This is a genomic window from Pectobacterium hainanensis (assembly GCF_046237015.1).
In the GTDB taxonomy this organism is placed as follows: domain Bacteria; phylum Pseudomonadota; class Gammaproteobacteria; order Enterobacterales; family Enterobacteriaceae; genus JBJYIN01.
Map to the genome: position 1 here is coordinate 257,126 of NZ_JBJYIN010000005.1, position 19,828 is coordinate 276,953.

The window sequence follows — 19,828 nt, forward strand, 5'->3', positions numbered from 1 at the left end:
AAGATTTCAGCGTACAGTTGTATATTATTTTGGCTGCAGTCTACCGTGATGATTAAAAACCGCAACGATCTTTCAGACATAAAGAACCCGCAATTGATAGCTTACTTGACCCCTGTCACATCAAATGAGTGATTGACATACCCACAGAAATAAAGTACCAATAAGAGCATATTGAATTTCAGGTAACGAGAAACCATGTTTAACTTCGCTTTCCTACTAGGCCTACTACTAGACGCATCTACTTTGCGCGGTATGCCGGTGGGCGAGGTTCAGAACTGATTTCACGCCACCTCATAAAAAACCCGCGCCGATGCGCGGGTTTTTTTTTACATATCATCCCGAGCGGCGCCAAGCAAACATGACAAGGAACTAAACCGATGAGCCAGCAAGTCATTATTTTTGATACCACATTACGTGACGGTGAACAGGCGCTGCAGGCCAGTCTGAGTGTAAAAGAAAAACTTCAGATCGCACTGGCGCTGGAACGCATGGGAGTAGACGTGATGGAAGTGGGCTTCCCGGTGTCCTCACCTGGTGACTTTGAATCTGTACAGACTATCGCCCGCAATATTAAAAATAGTCGGGTCTGCGGGCTGACCCGCTGTGTAGAAAAAGACATCGACGTGGCTGCCGAAGCGCTGCGTGTTGCAGATGCATTCCGCATTCATACGTTTATCGCCACGTCACCAATGCATATCGCGACCAAACTGCGTAGCACACTGGATGAAGTTATCGAACGCGCCGTTTATATGATCAAACACGCCCGCCGATATACTGATGATGTCGAGTTTTCCTGTGAAGATGCGGGACGGACACCCATTGCTGATCTGAGCCGTGTGGTAGAAGCTGCGATCAATGCGGGTGCCCGGACGATCAACATCCCCGATACTGTCGGTTACACCATGCCTCACGAATTCGGCAATATCATCGCCTCGCTGTACGAACGCGTCCCCAATATCGACAAAGCCATCATCTCTGTTCACACGCACGACGATCTGGGTCTGGCGGTCGGCAACGCGATGGCTGCTGTTCATGCTGGGGCCCGCCAAGTAGAAGGGACGTTGAACGGCATCGGCGAACGTGCCGGTAACTGCTCGCTGGAAGAAGTGATCATGGCAATAAAAACCCGCCACGACATTTTGAACGTACAGACCAGCATCAATCATCAGGAAATTTATCGTACCAGCCAATTAGTCAGTCAGATTTGCAATATGCCAATCCCTGCCAACAAAGCGGTCGTAGGCGCGAACGCCTTCGCACACTCCTCTGGTATTCATCAGGATGGCGTACTGAAAAATCGTGAAAACTACGAGATCATGACGCCAGAGTCTATCGGTCTGAAAGAAATCCAGTTGAACCTGACTTCCCGTTCCGGACGTGCGGCAGTCAAACACCGTATGGAAGAGATGGGCTACAAAGACAGCGATTATAGTCTGGATAATCTGTATTCCGCGTTCCTCAAACTGGCTGATAAAAAAGGTCAGGTTTTTGATTACGATCTGGAAGCGCTGGCGTTTATCAACAGCCAGCAGGAAGAACAGGATTTTTATAGTCTGGACTATTTCAGCGTACAGTCCGGTTCAAGCGTCATGGCAACCGCATCCGTCAAACTGAACTGTGGTGATGACACACAGGCAGAAGCCGCCACGGGTAACGGGCCAGTCGACGCCGTCTATCAGGCGATTAACCGTATTACCGGCTATCAGGTTTCACTGGTGAAATACCAGTTGACCGCCAAAGGACAAGGCCGAGATGCCTTAGGTCAGGTTGATATCGTCGCCGATTATCAAGGTCGTCGATTCCACGGAGTCGGTCTGGCAACGGATATCGTTGAGTCTTCCGCCCAGGCAATGGTAAATGTATTAAACAACATCAAGCGTGCCCAACAGGTAGAAAAAGAAATTCAACGCCTGCAGCACGATAAACAACAAAACGACAGCAAACAACAAAACAGTCAGGAAACAGTGTGATGACAAAGAGCTACCATATCGCCGTCTTACCCGGAGACGGAATTGGCCCGGAAGTAATGGCGCAAGCCCACAAAGTATTAGATGCCGTACGCCAACGCTTTAATCTTCGGATTACCACCAGTGAATACGACGTTGGTGGCATTGCTATCGATCGTCAGGGCACACCGTTGCCGCAGGCAACTATTGCAGGTTGCGAACAAGCTGACGCCGTACTGTTTGGCTCAGTTGGCGGTCCGAAATGGGAACATTTACCCCCGGCGGAACAGCCGGAACGGGGAGCATTATTACCGTTACGTAAGCATTTCAGGCTGTTCAGCAACCTGCGTCCGGCTCGCCTGTATCAAGGGCTGGAAGCATTTTGTCCGCTGCGTAGCGACATTGCCGCCAAAGGATTCGATATTCTGTGCGTGCGTGAACTGACGGGCGGTATTTATTTTGGTCAACCCAAAGGACGCGAAGGCAGCGGCCAATATGAGCGAGCTTTCGATACTGAGGTGTATCACCGTTTTGAAATCGAACGCATCGCACATATCGCATTTGAATCCGCTCGCAAACGTCGCGGCATCGTAACATCGATCGATAAAGCCAACGTCTTACAAAGCTCTATTATGTGGCGTGAAATCGTGAGCGAAATCGCTAAAGAATATCCAGATGTAAAACTGTCTCACCTGTACATCGATAATGCCACCATGCAGTTGATTAAAGATCCGTCTCAGTTCGACGTGATGCTGTGCTCCAATCTGTTCGGCGACATTCTGTCAGATGAGTGTGCCATGATTACCGGTTCGATGGGAATGCTGCCTTCGGCCAGTCTCAACGATCAGGGATTTGGCCTGTATGAACCAGCAGGTGGGTCAGCGCCAGATATCGCAGGTAAGAATATTGCCAATCCTATCGCTCAGATTTTATCTCTGGCGCTGCTGCTGCGCTACAGTCTGAGTATTGATGACGCTGCGGACGCCATCGAAAAAGCAGTTAATACGGCATTGGCAGAAGGCTATCGTACCGCCGATCTGGCCAGTGAAAGTCACGCAATCGGCACCAGTGAAATGGGCGATGTTATTGCTCGTTTTGTGGCTCAAGGGGCATAAACCATGGGTAAGACGTTATATCAAAAATTATTTGATGCGCATGTGGTTCACGAAGCGCCGAATGAAACACCGTTGTTGTATATCGATCGCCATTTGGTACACGAAGTGACGTCACCACAGGCATTCGATGGTTTACGTGCAATGGGCCGCAAGGTTCGCCAGCCCAATAAAACCTTTGCAACGATGGATCACAACGTTTCCACACAAACCAAAGACATCAACGCCAGCGGTGAAATGGCGCGTATTCAGATGCAGGAACTGATCAAGAACTGTGCTGAATTCGGCGTGCAGTTGTATGACCTGAACCATCCGTTTCAAGGTATTGTTCATGTTATCGGCCCAGAACAGGGGATGACCCTGCCGGGCATGACCATTGTGTGCGGCGATTCCCACACCGCGACGCACGGTGCGTTCGGTGCGCTGGCGTTTGGTATCGGCACATCGGAAGTTGAGCATGTGCTGGCAACGCAGACGCTGAAACAGGGTCGCGCAAAAACCATGAAGATTGAAGTTACGGGAAATGCCGCTCCAGGTATCACAGCAAAAGATATCGTATTAGCGATTATCGGCAAAACCGGCAGTGCAGGCGGTACCGGACACGTGGTTGAATTCTGCGGTGATGCCATTCAGGCGCTGAGCATGGAAGGCCGAATGACGCTGTGCAATATGGCTATTGAAATGGGCGCAAAAGCAGGTTTGGTCGCACCAGATGAAACCACATTCAACTACCTGAAAGAGCGTCAATTTGCACCGAAAGCGGCCAACTGGGATGCAGCAGTGGCTTACTGGAGCACGCTGAAATCAGACGCCGATGCAACATTCGACACGGTGGTGACACTGGATGCCGCGCAGATTGCGCCACAGGTCACTTGGGGAACGAATCCAGGTCAGGTTATCGCAGTCGATCAATTGATTCCTTTTCCTGATTCATTCAACGATCCGGTTGAGCGCGCTTCCGCTGCCAAAGCGTTGGCCTACATGGATTTGCAACCCGGAATTAAATTGACGGACGTGGCTATCGACAAAGTGTTCATTGGTTCCTGCACCAATTCGCGTATTGAAGATTTACGTGCTGCGGCTGAAATTGCCAAAGGCCGTAAGGTCGCTCAAGGCGTTCAGGCCATTGTCGTACCTGGTTCCGGACCAGTCAAAACCATGGCTGAGTTGGAAGGGTTGGACAAAGTCTTTATCGAAGCGGGCTTTGAATGGCGTCTGCCAGGTTGCTCCATGTGTCTGGCGATGAACAATGACCGCCTGAACCCCGGCGAACGCTGTGCGTCAACCAGTAACCGTAACTTTGAAGGACGTCAGGGACGTGCCGGACGCACCCATCTGGTCAGCCCGGCAATGGCCGCCGCCGCCGCGGTGACCGGGCATTTCGCTGATATTCGTGAACTGAATTAAGAGAGACACCAACATGGCTAAATTTACGCAACACATCGGTCTGGTGGTTCCTCTGGATGCTGCTAACGTCGATACCGATGCGATTATCCCAAAACAGTTTCTGCAAAAGGTAACGCGTACCGGTTTTGGTCAGCACCTGTTTAATGACTGGCGTTTTCTGGATGAAGCCGGGCAAGTCCCCAATCCTGATTTCGTACTGAACAAACCACGCTATAAAGGTGCCAGCATCTTGCTGGCTCGTGAAAACTTCGGCTGCGGCTCGTCTCGTGAACACGCGCCGTGGGCGCTGACTGATTACGGCTTCAAAGTCGTGATCGCCCCCAGCTTCGCCGATATTTTTTACGGTAATTCTTTCAACAACCAATTACTGCCCGTGAAGCTGAGTGACGCGGAAATAGACGAGTTGTTCAAGCTAGTGGAAGGCGAAGAAGGGATTACTTTTACTGTCGATTTGGAGAATCAGGTCGTGCACGCAGGGGACAAACACTACCCGTTTGAAATTGACAGTTTCCGCCGTCACTGCATGATCAACGGCTTAGACAGTATTGGCCTGACGCTACAACACGAAGCGTCTATCTCAGAATATGAGAAAAACCAGCCAGCATTCCTGCATTGATTGCAGTATGCGGGCAAAGGCTATCGTCATTCCGTTAGCCTGATACGTTTTATTCTGCCTGGCATCACCGCCTCACATCAGCAATGATGTGAGGCTTTTTAATTAAAAATGGTTGCGAAACGCTGCGCAATTTCAGCCTGTTCATCAATATTGCAAACTGCAAAACGATATATTCCACTCTAGTTCGACACGCCATCGTTGACATCTGTCAACACTAAAGATTATTATCACTTCATTATTCAGGATGACAATGAAAAAACACCCGAATAAGCATATTCAAGCAGCCATTGAATATGCACTGTCACGAGGTTGGAGATTGAAGCCCAGCTTTTGGTCGGCTTATATGTGACATGCCCGGCCATGCTGACCATATGATGAGCATTTGGTCGACGCCCGCAAACCCAGAAAATCATGCGAAACAAATCCATCGCAAAGTGGATAGCTGTCAGAGCATGTTAAGAAAAGCATAAAAAAACCGGTTACCGAGGTCACGTATGGCTACTTACCATTTTTCTCTCACGCTATCTGGTGTGACATCCACAACCGCAGGATTGGAAAATGCTCTCTTTTCCAGCCGTTGCGACGATGCCCTCATCTGCTTTTATGGTAATACCGTCTATCTAGAATTTGATCGGGAAAGCCCCTATTTTTCTGAAGCCATCATTAGCGCCATTCATGATATTGAATCAGCGGGTATTGGTGCCCGTGTTCAATCCGTTGATGCGGCGTGGGTCGGGCTCAGTGACATCGCCGCATTATCCGCCATGTCGCGTCAGGCAATCGCACTGCTTAAGGATGGCAAGCGCGGAACCGGTGATTTTCCTTCCCCCGTCCAGCGACTGAAGGGATCGTCTCCGCTGTGGGACTGGAGTGAAGTGGCCGATTGGCTCGCGAAACAGAAGAAAATACCGCAGGAAATTGCTGACCATGCCAGTGAACTGGCTACCATCAATCTGGCATTGCAGCTACGTAACACCAGCCAGAAAGACAAACTGGAGCATTACTCCACTCTGCTTAGCGATGTCAAACCGGCCACAAAAATCGTTGGAAGCAATTTTTAACGTGACGTCATAGCAGCACGTAGGGTGACAAGCACAACGCTCATCATAAAAAAAGCCAGCGAAAAAACCGCTGGCTGGTGAAATACACCATTACTCAGAATGCTTTTCTCACTACCGTTACCGTTCGCTAGAGCCAGCGGCGGTATTCCTCTTCCGACAAGGATTCAATTTGCCACTGGGTAACCTGTTGCAATAACGCCATTCGCTGTTGAACAGATATCCAACGTAACCACGTTGCCCGACATGCCACGAAATAATCACGATAGAATGCATACCGTTGGGAAATCGCCATCAGCCACCTCCACGCTTTCATTATGCAAAAGTATCAGCGTAATATAGGGAAAGATAAATTGATGACTTTAAGACCGGGAGTTCCTCTTTTATGTCTTCCAACCGTCTTCAACAGCAGTTCATTCGCCTGTGGCAACACTTTCAAGGGCAATCGACCGATACCACACTGCAAGAACTGGCGGCCATATTAAGCTGCTCGCGCCGTCATATCCGTTCACTGTTGGGGGCAATGCAACGACAGGGTTGGCTAACCTGGCAGGCAGAAGCAGGCAGAGGAAAACGCTCACAGCTTTCGTTCATTTATACCGGTCTCGCGCTGAAAGAGCAGCGGGCAGAGGATTTATTGGAACAAGATCGTATCGATCAACTGGTTCAGCTTGTCGGTGACAAAGAAACCGTACGCCAAATGCTCTTGTCCCATCTTGGTCGTAGCTTTCGTCAAGGCAAACATATACTGCGTATCCTGTATTACCGGCCATTGCGTAATTTACTGCCCGGTTCAGCGCTACGACGCTCAGAAATGCATATCGCCAGACAAATATTCAGCGGATTAACCAATATAAATGAGGAAAACGGGGAACTGGAACCCGATCTGGCACATCACTGGCAGAGACTGGAACCCTTGCGTTGGCGCTTTTATCTACGCCCGTCAATCCGTTTTCATCATGGACGTGAGCTCACGATGAATGATGTCATCACCTCACTGACCCGGCTAGCGGAACTCCCTCTGTTTTGTCATATCGACAGTGTCACCTCGCCTATGCCTTTTGTCATCGACGTGCGGTTAAAGAGTGACGATAACTGGTTACCGTGGCTGCTTGGCAGTGTGCCGGCCATGATCCTGCCTCAGGAATGGCGAACGCTGCCCGATTTTGCCAGACACCCGATTGGCACCGGGCCTTACGCCGTTGTCAGCAATAACAACAACCATATGAAAATACGTGCCTTTGATGACTATTATGGTTATCGAGCGCTTATTGACGAGGTCAATATCTGGGTATTACCAGATGAGCCGGAAGAAATGCCCGTTTCTGTCAAAGTGCAGTCCGATGATTCCCGTCACGAACAGTTGGAAAGCAGGATGGAAGAAGGCTGTTATTTCATTATGTTTGATAAACGCTCGCCGCTAGCCAAACATCCTGACATTCGTCGTTGGCTCTGGCAGGTATTTAACCCCATTGCGCTGCTAAGCCATGCCGATGCCGCCCATCAGCGAGACTGGTCACCGGCTTACAGCCTACTTCCTCGCTGGCATCATCAACAGCCCAGTACGCCATTACCCAAACCCCACGGCCTTGAGCACGTCACACTCACCTTTTATCAGGCGCATCCTGAATACCAAATATTGAGTGAAATCATGCGTAAACTATTGGCAAAGCATGATGTCCATCTACACGTTCAAACCGTCAGTTACGAAGACTGGTATCAGGGAAACAGCGAAAGTGATATTTGGTTCAGTAGCGTGAACTGCTACCTTCCCCTCGAATTTTCGCTATTCGCCATGCTTTATGAGCTACCACTGATGCAACATTGTCTGGATGACGATCTGCATCAGGATGCGCACCAATGGCGTACCCATGCGCTTCCTATCGCAGAGTGGTGCGATAAGTTGGTCAACAGCGGTCAGTTACATCCTTTGCTCCATCATTGGCTGCAATTGCAAGGTCAGCGCAGTATGCGCGGGATTCGTATGAACATGCTGGGCTGGTTTGACTTCAAATCGGCCTGGTTTGTGCCGCCGGAAAACTGAGAACCTTTCCCTGCGACCTTGAACCCTTTACAATGACTCGTTCTCAACGGGGTGCGGAACAGGTTTCGCCACAGGATAGACCGCGGCGTAACGCTTTTTCGCTGAGAAAACACCCGTCGAACCTGATCCGGTTAATACCGGCGAAGGGATTTGAGAGTGCTCATCGCTGACTCAAAATCCTTTGCCACCCTATGATTTTCAGGAGTGCAAAGTGTTCATGACATCATTATTAAAACGTTCAGCCATCCTGCTGAGACAAAGCCTGCCCTGCTTATTACTGCTTTCCGCACCGGTTTTCGCCAAACCTGCGCTCACCGTCTATACCTATGATTCCTTCGCGTCCGAATGGGGGCCTGGTCCGGTCATTAAAACCGCCTTTGAAAAAGAGTGTGAATGTGAGCTCAATTTTGTCGCGCTGGAAGATGGCGCATCGTTATTGAACCGACTGCGTATGGAAGGTAAAAACAGTAAAGCGGACATCATTCTGGGATTAGACAATAACCTGTTGCAGGCTGCGGAACAAACCGGCTTGTTTACCCAACATAGTGTTGATACCCGTGCGCTTAAAGTGCCCGGCGGTTGGAGTAATGCAACGTTCGTGCCCTATGATTACGGTTATTTCGCTTTCGTCTATAACAAAGAGAAACTCAAAAATCCGCCCAAGAGTTTGCATGAACTGATCGACAGTGCCGAACCATGGAAAGTGATTTATCAGGATCCACGCACCAGTACGCCGGGATTGGGGTTACTGCTGTGGATGCAACAAGTGTATGGCGAACAGGCCCCCGAGGCATGGCAAAAGCTGGCAAAGAAAACCGTTACGGTGACCAAAGGCTGGAGTGAAGCTTACGGCTTGTTCCTGAAAGGCGAGGCCGATCTGGTCCTCAGTTACACCACGTCTCCGGCTTATCACATCATTGAAGAGAAAAAAGAAAATTACGCGGCGGCCAACTTCAGCGAGGGGCATTACCTGCAAATTGAAGTCGCAGGTCAGTTAGCCGCCAGCAAGCAGCCAGAACTGGCAAAACGGTTTATGCAATTCATATTAAGTCCGACATTCCAGCAGGCGATCCCCACGACCAACTGGATGTATCCGGTGATATCCACCGAGTTGCCCGCTGGGTTTGCCGCACTGCCCGTTCCAGAAAAATCACTGCAATACAGCGCCCAACAGGTCGCAGAAAAAAGGAATAGCTGGATTCAGGCATGGCAACGCGCCGTCAGTCATTGACAGCAGGCAGCGTATGGCCAGGACTATTGGCTGCTGCGCTGCTCATTACTGTCGCTACGCTGGCTTTCGGGGCGCTCTGGCTACAGGCTCCCGAGAGTCAGTGGGAAACGCTATGGCATGACAGCTATCTGTGGCATGTCATTCGTTTCACCTTTTGGCAGGCTTTATTGTCTGCATTATTCTCAACCATACCGGCCACATTTCTTGCCAGAGCATTGTACCGACGCCGCTTTCCCGGCCACCGCTGGCTAATGCGACTGTGCGCCATGACATTGGTGCTTCCCGTGTTGGTCGCCGTATTTGGTCTGCTCAGCGTGTATGGCAGTCAAGGATGGCTGGCACAACTCCTGACATTTTTAGGGCTTCCCTATCCATTCTCACCTTATGGTCTGCAAGGGATCCTGCTGGCGCACGTTTTCTTTAATCTGCCGCTGGCAACTCGTTTGTTATTACAAACGCTGGAAAGTATCGCAACCGAACAACGCCAGTTGGCCGCGCAATTGGGCATGAACGGCTGGCAGCACTTTTGTCTCGTCGAATGGCCTGCGCTGCGCAGACAAATTCTGCCAACCGCCGCGCTTATTTTCATGCTGTGTTTCGCCAGTTTCGCTACTGTGTTGTCTCTTGGCGGCGGTCCACGAGCCACCACTATCGAACTCGCCATTTATCAAGCCCTTAGTTTTGACTACGATCCTTCACGCGCGGCATTACTGGCATTGATCCAGATGGTTTGCTGTCTCGGACTCATGCTGTTCAGTCAGCGATTGGGACGTATTTTACCTGTTGGTCACACTCAGCAGTTGGTGTGGCGTAACCCGCAAGACAGTCGGTATAGTCAGCTTTGTGACAGCCTACTAATTAGCGCGTTATTACTTTTAGTCATCCCACCGCTACTGGCCGTCATCGTGGATGGCGTTAACCTGTCGCTCCTTGTGGTATTGCAACAACCCGTCTTATGGCAAACCCTGTTTACGTCGCTGCGCATTGCAATAAGCGCGGGGCTGTTATGTATCATCCTAACGATGATGCTGCTCTGGAGCAGCAGAGAATTGAAGTTGCGCCAACAAACGTTGTACGGTCAGCTGATGAATCTAAGCGGTATGTTGATCCTCGCGATGCCAGGTATCGTACTGGCAACCGGATTTTTTTTATTGTTTAACAATACGGTGGGATTACCGGATTCTCCTTACGCGTTAGTTGTGATGACCAATGCGCTCATGGCGATCCCCTATGCGCTTAAAGTACTGGAAAACCCGATGTACGATGTCGCTGAACGCTACAATCAGCTTTGTTTGTCATTGGATCTACAGGGCTGGCGGCGATTGAGAATCATTGAACTCTCTGCACTAAAACAACCGCTGGCGCAAGCATTGGCCTTTGCCTGTGTCTTATCGATCGGCGACTTTGGCATTATCGCCCTATTCGGCAGCGAGCAATTCCGCACGTTACCTTTTTATCTTTATCAGCAAATGGGTTCCTATCGCAGCGCGGACGGTGCCGTTACTGCCCTGTTGCTGATGCTTATCTGCTTTGTATTATTCACCCTGATTGAAAAACTGGCAGGTCGCCATGATCGCACTTGATAAGCTGACGTATCTTTATCAACACGTTCCCATGCATTTTGATTTTCACGTTCAATCAGGCGAACGCGTCGCCATTCTCGGCCCCAGCGGGGCAGGGAAAAGTACGTTGCTGAACCTGATTGCCGGTTTTCTGATGGCTGACAGTGGCTCGTTGCGCCTGAATGGCGAATCACATTTGCATACGCCACCGGCTAAGCGCCCCGTTTCGATCCTGTTTCAGGAAAATAACCTTTTTCCTCATCTGACCCTTGAGCAAAACATTGCGCTAGGTCTGAACCCCGGGCTTCGTCTGGACGACACACAACAAAAGACGTTAAGACAAATTGCGGATAACGTCGGATTAACGGCGTTACTCAACCGACTCCCTTCACAGGTTTCAGGAGGGCAACGTCAACGTGCAGCACTGGGACGCTGTCTAGTTCGCCAACGCCCGATTTTGCTGCTGGACGAACCGTTTTCTGCGCTCGATCCCGCATTACGACTAGAAATGCTGGAACTGCTCGATAGCATGTGTCAGACACGCCAACTCACCCTGCTCATGGTCTCCCACAATCTGGATGACGCCGTCCGCATCGCACAGCGTACCGTGCTGATCGTTGATGGAAAGATTGGCTATGATGGCCCAACTCGCGCCCTTCAGGAAGGCTCAACGCCTGCGGCGCGGATATTGGGAATTGCCCCTCGCTGAAAAAATGTGATCTGATACAAATTTTAGGGTTTTATCCCTTGTAGGTATTGTGTCTTTTTCACGACCTATGCTTATATGAATAGGTTACTTAAACGTTAATAACAGGATTCCCGTGACGCACTATTCCTCTTCCACCTCAGCACTACTAAGCACCGCGCATGTTGACGCGGTCGTCGTCGTGCGCGTGGCAGTCGTGGTGGTCGTCGTCGGCAGCGCGCCGTAACGGGTTCCGAATCAAGCGAAAGATTCCAAACCCCGCCGGCGCTAGCCGAGCGGGGTTTCTTGTTTCTACCTCCCCGCTCTGAAAACGCACCGGCCCTGATGAAGGATATAAATATGCGTTATACAGGCGCCCAATTGATCGTCCGGCTGCTTGAACAGCAGGGCATCACAACAGTAGCAGGGATCCCAGGTGGAGCCGCCTTGCCGTTATACGATGCACTCGGCCAGAGTCAATCCATCCGACATATACTCGCCCGGCATGAACAAGGCGCGGGATTTATGGCTCAAGGCATGGCAAGGGCGAATGGTCGGGCAGCCGTCTGTATGGCATCGAGCGGTCCAGGCGCAACCAATCTGTTAACAGCCATTGCCGACGCCAAACTCGATTCCATTCCACTGGTCTGTATTACCGGTCAGGTACCGTCTGGCATGATTGGGACAGATGCCTTTCAGGAAGTTGATACTTACGGCATCTCAATTCCGGTGACGAAGCACAACTACCTGGTAAGAGATATCAATGAGTTACCGCGCGTCATTCCAGAAGCCTTTCGTATTGCACAGTCAGGTCGACCCGGCCCGGTCTGGATCGATATCCCTAAAGATATCCAAACGGCCGAAATCGAATTAGATACCTTACCGCCAGTTAGCCAAAACGATGGTTTCCCCACCGTTGACACACAAAAAATCATGCAGGCTGCCGCCATGATTAACGCGGCACAACGGCCAATCCTCTATTTGGGGGGTGGCATTATCAGCGCCTCAGCTCACAAACAAGCCATCGACCTGGCTGAACGATCGCATCTGCCGACCACCATGACGCTGATGGCATTAGGTGCCATGCCCGTAGACCATCCTTTATCGCTTGGCATGTTAGGAATGCATGCCGCACGTTCTACCAATCTGATTTTACAACAGGCAGATTTGTTAATCGTATTGGGCGCTCGCTTTGACGATCGCGCCATCGGCAAAGCAGAGCAATTCTGCCCACAGGCCAGTGTGATCCATATTGATATCGATCCGGCTGAGCTGGGTAAAATCCGACAGCCTCACGTTGCCCTAAATGCCGATGTTGCAGAAGCGCTGGAACAATTACTGCCACTGATCGACACTCAGAAACGCGAAGTATGGTGTAAAACAGTGCGCGATTTACAACAAGAATTTCCCTTTAATATGCCGGGAGCCAACGACCCGCTGAGCCATTACGGGCTGATCCAGGCAACGGCTCAGGCGCTGACGGATGACGCCATCATCGCTACCGATGTCGGACAACATCAAATGTGGGTGGCACAATCTTATCCGCTGCGTCGGCCTAGACAGTGGCTGACTTCTGGCGGATTAGGCACCATGGGCTTCGGCCTGCCTGCCGCAATCGGTGCCGCATTAGCCGAACCCGATCGTACCGTCGTGTGTTTTTCTGGCGATGGCAGTCTGATGATGAACATTCAGGAGATGGCAACCGCCGCAGAAGAAAACCTGAATGTAAAAATTATTTTGATGAATAACCAGTCTCTGGGTCTGGTGCACCAGCAGCAGGATCTGTTCTTTCAGAAACGCATCTTTGCCGCAGATTATCGTTACCAGACGAATTTTCTGGCGATCGCAGCAGGCTTTGGCTTCGCCGTCTGCGACCTGAACGCCGCAGACAATCCGCAAGCTGCATTGACCGAAGCATTGAATCAACCGGGTCCGGCATTCATTCATGTCTTGATAGATGTGAATGAAAAAGTGTATCCCATGGTACCGCCGGGCGCGGCCAACATTGATATGATTGGAGATTAAAAACATGACAACCCTATCGACTTCCAAGCAGGTCACGTTGGAACTCTCAGTACGCAATCATCCCGGTGTGATGTCACACGTGTGCGGTCTCTTTGCTCGTCGCGCCTTTAACGTAGAAGGTATCCTCTGTATGCCATTAGCCGGTGGTGCTGAAAGCCGAATCTGGCTATTGGTGCAAGACGACCAGCGGCTTCCCCAAATGATTAGTCAGGTTGAAAAACTGGAAGATGTCGTTAACGTACAACGTCACGGCGAGGAAATGCGTATCTTTGATCAGGTCGCAGAATTTTACCGATAGTATCGGGTGACAACATTCAGAAAGCTCAATCCCCCCAGAAATGAACACCGCTTTCTGGGGGATTGACATTCATCCGTGTAATACCTGCCACAAAAGGTGGCGATAAATAGGCATCAGCGGATGTATGATCAACATAGTCAGCGATGCGCCTGCTGCAATCATCGTTAATGGCGCAACCCAGCGTAAACGACTCAACGGCAGCCTTTTGCTAAACCAGTCGCGTTTTTTGCGCTTATCCCCCCGCCACCAACGCCAGCCTAACCACGCGCCAATCCAAAGCAGCAGCGCGGTAACCAGCAATAGCCACCGAAAACCAACGCTATTGACGCCAGCAGGAATATCTATCGCCACACCAGCCAATATGCCGGGTAAAAAATAGGCAGGAGGCCATGCCAGACATCCAATGATGTTAGGTACGGCAAACTTATGCGGCGGCAACCCCAGCATACCCGCCACCATAGGGATCAGCGGACGCGTTGGCCCAACGAACCGCCCAATCAGCACGGTCGGTATTGGATGTTGGTGTAAAGCATGCTCAGTTTTTCTGAGTAACGTTTGATGGCGTTTCAGGAAAGTCCATTGGTGTAGCGGTTGTTTAAACGTTCGTCCAATGAAATAAGAAATCCAATCCCCCATAAAACAGCCAACAATCCCCACCGCCCACGCGGGATATAGCCCCATCTGACCGCTACCGATCAGCGCCCCCAATGTCGCCATCATCACCGTGCCCGGCAGCAACAGGCCAACCAGTGCAAGCGACTCCAGAAAAGCAACCAGCATGACAGCGATCAGTGAATAGGCTAATGATTGGGTAACCAGATGATCCAGCCATGCTTCCATATAGTCTCACTCAACGTGGGTAAAAATAGGATTGTCTGGATCCTAGTAGAGAGAGTCAACAGGCCATTTCTCATCTCATCACTAACGTTCACGTAACGCTTCTTTCGCCCGATTAAAAGGCTTGATTAAATAATCCATGACGGTTTTTTCACCCGTTTTAATATCAACCGTCGCAATCATTCCCGGTACGATGGAGAATTGCTGTCCGGCGTCGTTTTGCAAATAATCCTGCTGGGTGCGAATAAAGACCCGATAGTAAAAGATCTCAGGTTTCACTTCGTCCTGAATGGTGTCCGGCGAAATGGTTTCTACCACACCATCCAGACCGCCATAAATGGCATAATCGTAGGCCGTGATCTTCACCAGCGCTTTCTGGTCGGGATGAATGAACGCGATATCCCGTGGAGACAACCGCGCTTCAATCAACAAGTGATCATCTAATGGAACAATCTCCATCAGTTGACCATTCGGCGCAATCACACCGCCTATCGTCGTGATCTGAACGTTTTTCACAATACCCCGTACCGGAGAGCGTACCGTCAGGCGGGTGACGGAGTCTGAGCGCCCCCGAATAATTTCCTGCAACATGTTAACTTCCGCGTTGGCTTTTGCCAGCTCCTGACGCGCCTGAACATAATATTGCGATCGTAAATCCGTCAGCCTCAGATCGAGATCCGCTTGCTGGCGTCGCAGACGCAGCACTTCAACGTGGCTCGCTGCCCCCGTTTTTACCAGGCGCTCGGTAATCCCTAATTCGCTTTGGACCAGCTTTTGCGCTTCTTTTAACTGCCTTTCCGAATCCGCAAGTTGCGCACGACGACTGTGATAAAGGCGGGTTTCGGCAGAGATTAGCTCAGACTGATCGTTTAACAATTCGGGGAATACCAATAATTCATCGTTAACTTCGGCCATGAGACGAGCACTCGCCGCTAATGACGCTCGATAACGGGCAACGCTTTCTCCCACGTTGGACTCAGAACGCGTCGGATCTAGCCTTGCCACCACCTGCCCAGCCTCCACCACATCTCCTTCACGAACATTGAGCTCGGCCAAAACACCGCCATCCAGCGATTGCAAAATCTGCTCACGCGAGCTGGGGATCACTTTTCCCCCACCGGTAGACACCTCGTCCAGCGTTCCGAACCATGCCCACACCGCACTGACCAGTAACAATAGCGAGGTGATGATAATGACCCGCCTTGTACCGGCGTACTGGCTTTCCTGAGCGTAATCATTGTCCAGATCGTCAACCACAAGTTTAGGGACATTAGCGTTCATTATTCGCCTCCTGTGAGCGTCCCTTATTGAGCGCCTGCTCTTTCGGCGCATCCATAACCAGTTGTCCATCTTTCAGCACAATGACACGTTCTATCAATTCAAGCACCGCGACACGGTGAGTCGCGACAATCAACGTGCGACCGGCAAGCCATACGCCCAGGCGCTGAATAAATTCACGTTCAGTGTGTTCATCCAAAAAGGCCGTAGGCTCATCCAGCAAAACCACATTGGGATCGCGCAGCAACATACGAGCCAGCAGAATTGACTGTCGTTGCCCGCCGGAAAGACCGATCCCCCCTTCCATAACCGGGTGCTCTAACCCCAGCGGTAATTTTTTGACAAAATGCTCGGCGCCACACACCGCCAGCGCAGCAAAGATCTCCGCATCGCTGGCCCGAGGAGCCCCCAACGTGAGATTTTCACGTAACGTTCCGAAAAACAGGCGGGAATTTTGCGTTACCAGTGCAACATTTCGCCGCACATCTGCCATATCAATATGCGCCAAACTCAGATTATCCAGCCTTAATTCCCCCTCAACCAATGCCATCCCGCCAGACATCGCCTGAAGTAACGTGGATTTTCCTGCACCATTCCGTCCTAATACGGCAACCCTTTCGCCAGCACGAATATCCAGCTTCGCAATTTTCAATGCATTCACGCTTTCTTCGCTGTGGTAACGGAATGCCGCGCCACGGAATTGATAATCCCCGTACAACACATCGCAGTGAACTTTCTCGTCATCATCAACATCGTCGCCGCTTTCTACTGGCAACTGCATGATGCTATCCAAACTTTCCTTTGCCGCCTTGACCTGTTGCCAACGCGCCAATACGCCGCACAGTGACGTCATTGGCATAATCATCCGCGATGATAATAAGGATGCCGCAACAATTGCCCCGGTTGTCATTTCACCATCGATCACCAAGGGCGCGCCAACCATCACAACTAACGCGTACACCATGCCTTGTACGCTTATCCCCCAGCTAATCAGCCATTGTGTCAGTTTACGGATCCGCACGCCGGACTCTGCGCTAATGCTGATGTAATTGTTCCACTGCTGTTGAAAACGGTTTTCCGCCTGCATCAGTTTGATGTCTTCCAGACCTTGAATACTCTCCACTAACACTGCATTACGTAACGTATTCTCTTGTGTCGCTTGACGTGCCAGATACGCCAGTCTTTTTTGCACCAATAGACCAGGCAAGACCATCAGTAATGCGGCAACAGGAGGGATCCATGCCAGCGATGGCGCAATAATCGCCAGCACCACTAAAAACAGGATAAAAAAGGGCAGATCGACGATGGCGGATACCGTTGTCGACGTAACCATTTCACGGATTTGCTCCAATTCTCGCAGTTGCGAAATGAAACTCCCGGTTGAGCGCGGAATGGCGCTGTTACGCAATCGTAGTGCATGACCAAAGACACGATCGGAAACACGAATATCAGCCCGTTTGCCGAGGATATCCATAATGTGTGACCGTGCGATGCGCAGTAAAAAAGAGAAGATCACGGCAATCAGTACACCGATTGAAAGGACATACAGTGTCGGATAAGACTGGGCGGGAACCACACGGTCATAAACCTGCATTGAAAACAGGATCCCAGACAGCGATAGCGTATTCACTAACAACGACGCCAACATCACGTAGTTATAGGGTTTAATATCCCGTAAGACCAGTTTCCACAACCAATCCGGGCGATAACGTTGCAGGTACTGCTCCGCCCGACTGTCTTTCACCCCGCTCGCAGGACGCAATACCGCAATGTGCTGAATCTCCGGCAACAATTGGCTCAGCGAACGTTGACTCAGTTGATTATCGTCCGTCATCAGACACAGACTCACGGTATCCTTACCATCAAACTGTTCGATAACCCCCACTTGCCCATCCATCAGTTGAATCACCACGGGTAAATGCCATGTGGAAATATCCTGACCGCCATGAACACGTGCAGTCATTCCCGCCAATCGTGCCAGATTTTTTAGTGCCGATGAAAACGTGTGCTGATCTAACCATCTGGCGCTAGCCCGAAGTGCGCCGGGGGAGAAAGAGAGCCGATAATAACTGGCGATGTAGCTGACGGCAGAAGCCCAATGCAATAGTGTGCGTGAGGTGTTTTCCGATGCCACGCTATCATGTTGTTCAGCAACCTGGCTCATGGCTGAATCTCCACGGCTTGGATCGTACTATTGTTCAATGCAAACGCCGCGCGCATTTTTCCCGTACTGTACAGACAGTCGAGTTGCAGTTGGTGTAATTGCATCAACGTTTGTTGCTCGGTAAAACGAGCCTGAAAGACTTCTTGTTCGGCGTTCAGAACATCCAGTAACGGTCGGGTGCCTAATTCCAGATATTGCTGTTGATAAAGTGCACGCGTCTTTTCCCCCAGATCTTGTTGCCGTACCTGAATTTGTAGCGTTCGTGCCAGACTTTGAGACTCATTTCTCGCCTCAGCCAGTTGCTGGTGAGCATCCAGTCGCGCATTTTGTATCGCGGCATTCGCAGCCTCAAGCGAATGCGTGGCAGCATTACGACCAGAGGTTAATCGACCACCTTGATAAAGCGGGACTTCAACTTTTACCCAGGCGGAATATTGCGTGCGATTCAGCGTTTCGCTGTTGGCGTAACGATCGTTCAGGTAGTGGCTGACTTCCGGTTGCAATGAAACCGTGGGCAACATCCGCGCATTGGCTTCATCAAGCTGAGCCTGTGCTTTGTTAGCCTGAGCATAAGCCGCTAATACCGCTGGGATAAGCCGTTCATCGGGTTGATTCACGTCGCATGATTTCCCCAGACTACTGGGAAAATCATGGTTGACCTGTTGAATTCGTTCCCACCCCAAGCGGGAAGCCAATGTGGCGCGCCAACGATCAAGGCTCGCCTGATACTGTAACAATGCAGATCGGGCACCTTCGATACGCACATCAGTTTGCACCACATCAGACAGCGAACTGGCACCTTCGTCGCTGCGTTGCCGAGCCAGTTGACTAATACGGTTAAGCGCGGCCAGTTGATCGCTGGCAATACCGACTAATTTCTGATAACCCTGAACTCGAACAACCGCTAAAGCGGTCTCATGCGCGACAGAGTCAATACTGACCAAAACATTTGCCTGCTCCTGCGCCACGCCAGCATTGGCAGCACGAACCTGGCTGTCCACTTTACCGAAGTCATACAACATCTGGGAAATCGACAACACCAAAGAGGGGCTATAGCCACTGTTGCTGTAACTATTGGTTATACCGTTATTAATGCCACCGCTGATTTGTGGATAATATTGCGACCGTGCAATATTGACCGCTTCCGACTGTTCAAACAGTCGTCCGATGGCTTCACGAATGTCTGGATGCCAGGAGACGGCCCGCGCAACGGCGGTATTAAGGTCGAGACGTTCAGGTGCATTGCTGGTAAGCGCCGGGGCTACCGGGCCAGACAGTGAAGGTAATGACTGATGAGAAAGTGATTCACGAGAAATAAGCTGCTCAGAACTGATCACTACAGGTGAAATGTCTGCCTGTGCGTCACTCACCGCACCATTAACGCCTCCAACGAAAACCAGAAAAAAGCCCCACTTCATAACACGTTGATGATAAGTATTTTGACGATAAGCATTGTGACGATAAGTAGACCGATGACAGATTTCCATATTCTTCCCTAATATAAATAACGGATGAAATAAGCAGCGCCACTGACGCAGCGAAATTGCTGCGCCGTGGGCTTTCGT

16 protein-coding genes, 1 pseudogene and 1 riboswitch are annotated in these 19,828 nt (G+C 50.7%); of the genes and pseudogenes, 12 read left to right on the forward strand and 5 right to left on the reverse strand.

The genetic code is table 11. From position 1 onward, the window contains the following. Positions 1 to 377 precede the first annotated feature (377 nt). The 6 genes and pseudogenes from leuA to ACKPVM_RS07370 all read left to right on the forward strand — a co-directional run bounded on the left by leuA (position 378) and on the right by ACKPVM_RS07370 (position 6,142). The gene (leuA, locus tag ACKPVM_RS07345) at positions 378 to 1,970 is read left to right on the forward strand and encodes a 2-isopropylmalate synthase (RefSeq protein ID WP_409308204.1); all 1,593 of its coding nucleotides are present in this window, start codon (positions 378 to 380) and stop codon (positions 1,968 to 1,970) included. After that, complete coding sequence (gene leuB / locus ACKPVM_RS07350) at positions 1,970 to 3,061, forward strand: 3-isopropylmalate dehydrogenase (protein ID WP_409308206.1); 1,092 nt, start codon at positions 1,970 to 1,972, stop codon at positions 3,059 to 3,061. Before leuA ends, leuB begins: the two co-directional genes overlap by 1 nt. A gap of 3 nt (positions 3,062 to 3,064) precedes the next feature. Next, on the forward strand, positions 3,065 to 4,465 hold the full coding sequence (gene leuC, locus ACKPVM_RS07355; RefSeq protein WP_409308207.1) for a 3-isopropylmalate dehydratase large subunit: 1,401 nt from the start codon (positions 3,065 to 3,067) through the stop codon (positions 4,463 to 4,465). 13 nt (positions 4,466 to 4,478) lie between these two features. Continuing rightward, positions 4,479 to 5,081: a 3-isopropylmalate dehydratase small subunit gene (leuD, locus tag ACKPVM_RS07360; protein WP_409308208.1), complete on the forward strand. Its 603-nt coding sequence runs from the start codon at positions 4,479 to 4,481 to the stop codon at positions 5,079 to 5,081. Between the two features lie 250 nt (positions 5,082 to 5,331). Then, positions 5,332 to 5,551: pseudogene (locus ACKPVM_RS07365) on the forward strand (hypothetical protein). A 24-nt stretch (positions 5,552 to 5,575) separates the two neighbouring features. Continuing rightward, the gene (locus ACKPVM_RS07370; RefSeq protein WP_409308209.1) at positions 5,576 to 6,142 is read left to right on the forward strand and encodes a helix-turn-helix transcriptional regulator; all 567 of its coding nucleotides are present in this window, start codon (positions 5,576 to 5,578) and stop codon (positions 6,140 to 6,142) included. A 127-nt stretch (positions 6,143 to 6,269) separates the two neighbouring features. On the opposite strand, the gene sgrT is transcribed toward ACKPVM_RS07370, so the two are convergent. Next, a complete protein-coding gene (gene sgrT / locus ACKPVM_RS07375) occupies positions 6,270 to 6,434 on the reverse strand; it encodes a glucose uptake inhibitor SgrT (protein ID WP_409308211.1) in 165 nt (54 codons plus the stop codon). Positions 6,435 to 6,524: 90 nt separating this feature from the next. Between sgrT and sgrR the strand changes: the two genes are divergently transcribed. The 6 genes from sgrR (at position 6,525) to ilvN (ending at position 13,984) form a co-directional block, all read left to right on the forward strand. Beyond that, positions 6,525 to 8,183 carry an HTH-type transcriptional regulator SgrR gene (gene sgrR, locus ACKPVM_RS07380; protein ID WP_409308212.1) on the forward strand — a complete coding sequence of 553 codons (1,659 nt, stop codon included), beginning with the start codon at positions 6,525 to 6,527 and terminating at the stop codon, positions 8,181 to 8,183. Between the two features lie 37 nt (positions 8,184 to 8,220). Beyond that, positions 8,221 to 8,350: riboswitch (TPP riboswitch) on the forward strand. Positions 8,351 to 8,400: 50 nt separating this feature from the next. Then, a complete protein-coding gene (gene thiB / locus ACKPVM_RS07385) occupies positions 8,401 to 9,414 on the forward strand; it encodes a thiamine ABC transporter substrate binding subunit (RefSeq protein WP_409308214.1) in 1,014 nt (337 codons plus the stop codon). Beyond that, on the forward strand, positions 9,390 to 10,997 hold the full coding sequence (gene thiP / locus ACKPVM_RS07390; RefSeq protein WP_409308216.1) for a thiamine/thiamine pyrophosphate ABC transporter permease ThiP: 1,608 nt from the start codon (positions 9,390 to 9,392) through the stop codon (positions 10,995 to 10,997). Before thiB ends, thiP begins: the two co-directional genes overlap by 25 nt. Continuing rightward, on the forward strand, positions 10,984 to 11,685 hold the full coding sequence (gene thiQ / locus ACKPVM_RS07395; RefSeq protein WP_409308217.1) for a thiamine ABC transporter ATP-binding protein ThiQ: 702 nt from the start codon (positions 10,984 to 10,986) through the stop codon (positions 11,683 to 11,685). Before thiP ends, thiQ begins: the two co-directional genes overlap by 14 nt. A 336-nt stretch (positions 11,686 to 12,021) precedes the next feature. Then, complete coding sequence (gene ilvB, locus ACKPVM_RS07400; protein ID WP_409308218.1) at positions 12,022 to 13,686, forward strand: acetolactate synthase large subunit; 1,665 nt, start codon at positions 12,022 to 12,024, stop codon at positions 13,684 to 13,686. A gap of 4 nt (positions 13,687 to 13,690) precedes the next feature. Next, complete coding sequence (gene ilvN, locus ACKPVM_RS07405) at positions 13,691 to 13,984, forward strand: acetolactate synthase small subunit (RefSeq protein WP_409308220.1); 294 nt, start codon at positions 13,691 to 13,693, stop codon at positions 13,982 to 13,984. Between the two features lie 69 nt (positions 13,985 to 14,053). Here the strand turns inward: ilvN and ACKPVM_RS07410 are convergent, their stop codons facing one another. From ACKPVM_RS07410 to ACKPVM_RS07425, 4 genes are all read right to left on the reverse strand, one after another. Further along, positions 14,054 to 14,824 carry a DedA family protein gene (locus ACKPVM_RS07410; protein ID WP_409308222.1) on the reverse strand — a complete coding sequence of 257 codons (771 nt, stop codon included), beginning with the start codon at positions 14,822 to 14,824 and terminating at the stop codon, positions 14,054 to 14,056. 81 nt (positions 14,825 to 14,905) lie between these two features. Next, the gene (locus ACKPVM_RS07415; RefSeq protein ID WP_409308224.1) at positions 14,906 to 16,102 is read right to left on the reverse strand and encodes an HlyD family type I secretion periplasmic adaptor subunit; all 1,197 of its coding nucleotides are present in this window, start codon (positions 16,100 to 16,102) and stop codon (positions 14,906 to 14,908) included. Further along, complete coding sequence (locus ACKPVM_RS07420) at positions 16,092 to 18,263, reverse strand: type I secretion system permease/ATPase (RefSeq protein WP_409308226.1); 2,172 nt, start codon at positions 18,261 to 18,263, stop codon at positions 16,092 to 16,094. Before ACKPVM_RS07420 ends, ACKPVM_RS07415 begins: the two co-directional genes overlap by 11 nt. Further along, the gene (locus ACKPVM_RS07425; RefSeq protein WP_409308250.1) at positions 18,260 to 19,681 is read right to left on the reverse strand and encodes a TolC family outer membrane protein; all 1,422 of its coding nucleotides are present in this window, start codon (positions 19,679 to 19,681) and stop codon (positions 18,260 to 18,262) included. Before ACKPVM_RS07425 ends, ACKPVM_RS07420 begins: the two co-directional genes overlap by 4 nt. Positions 19,682 to 19,828 lie beyond the last annotated feature (147 nt).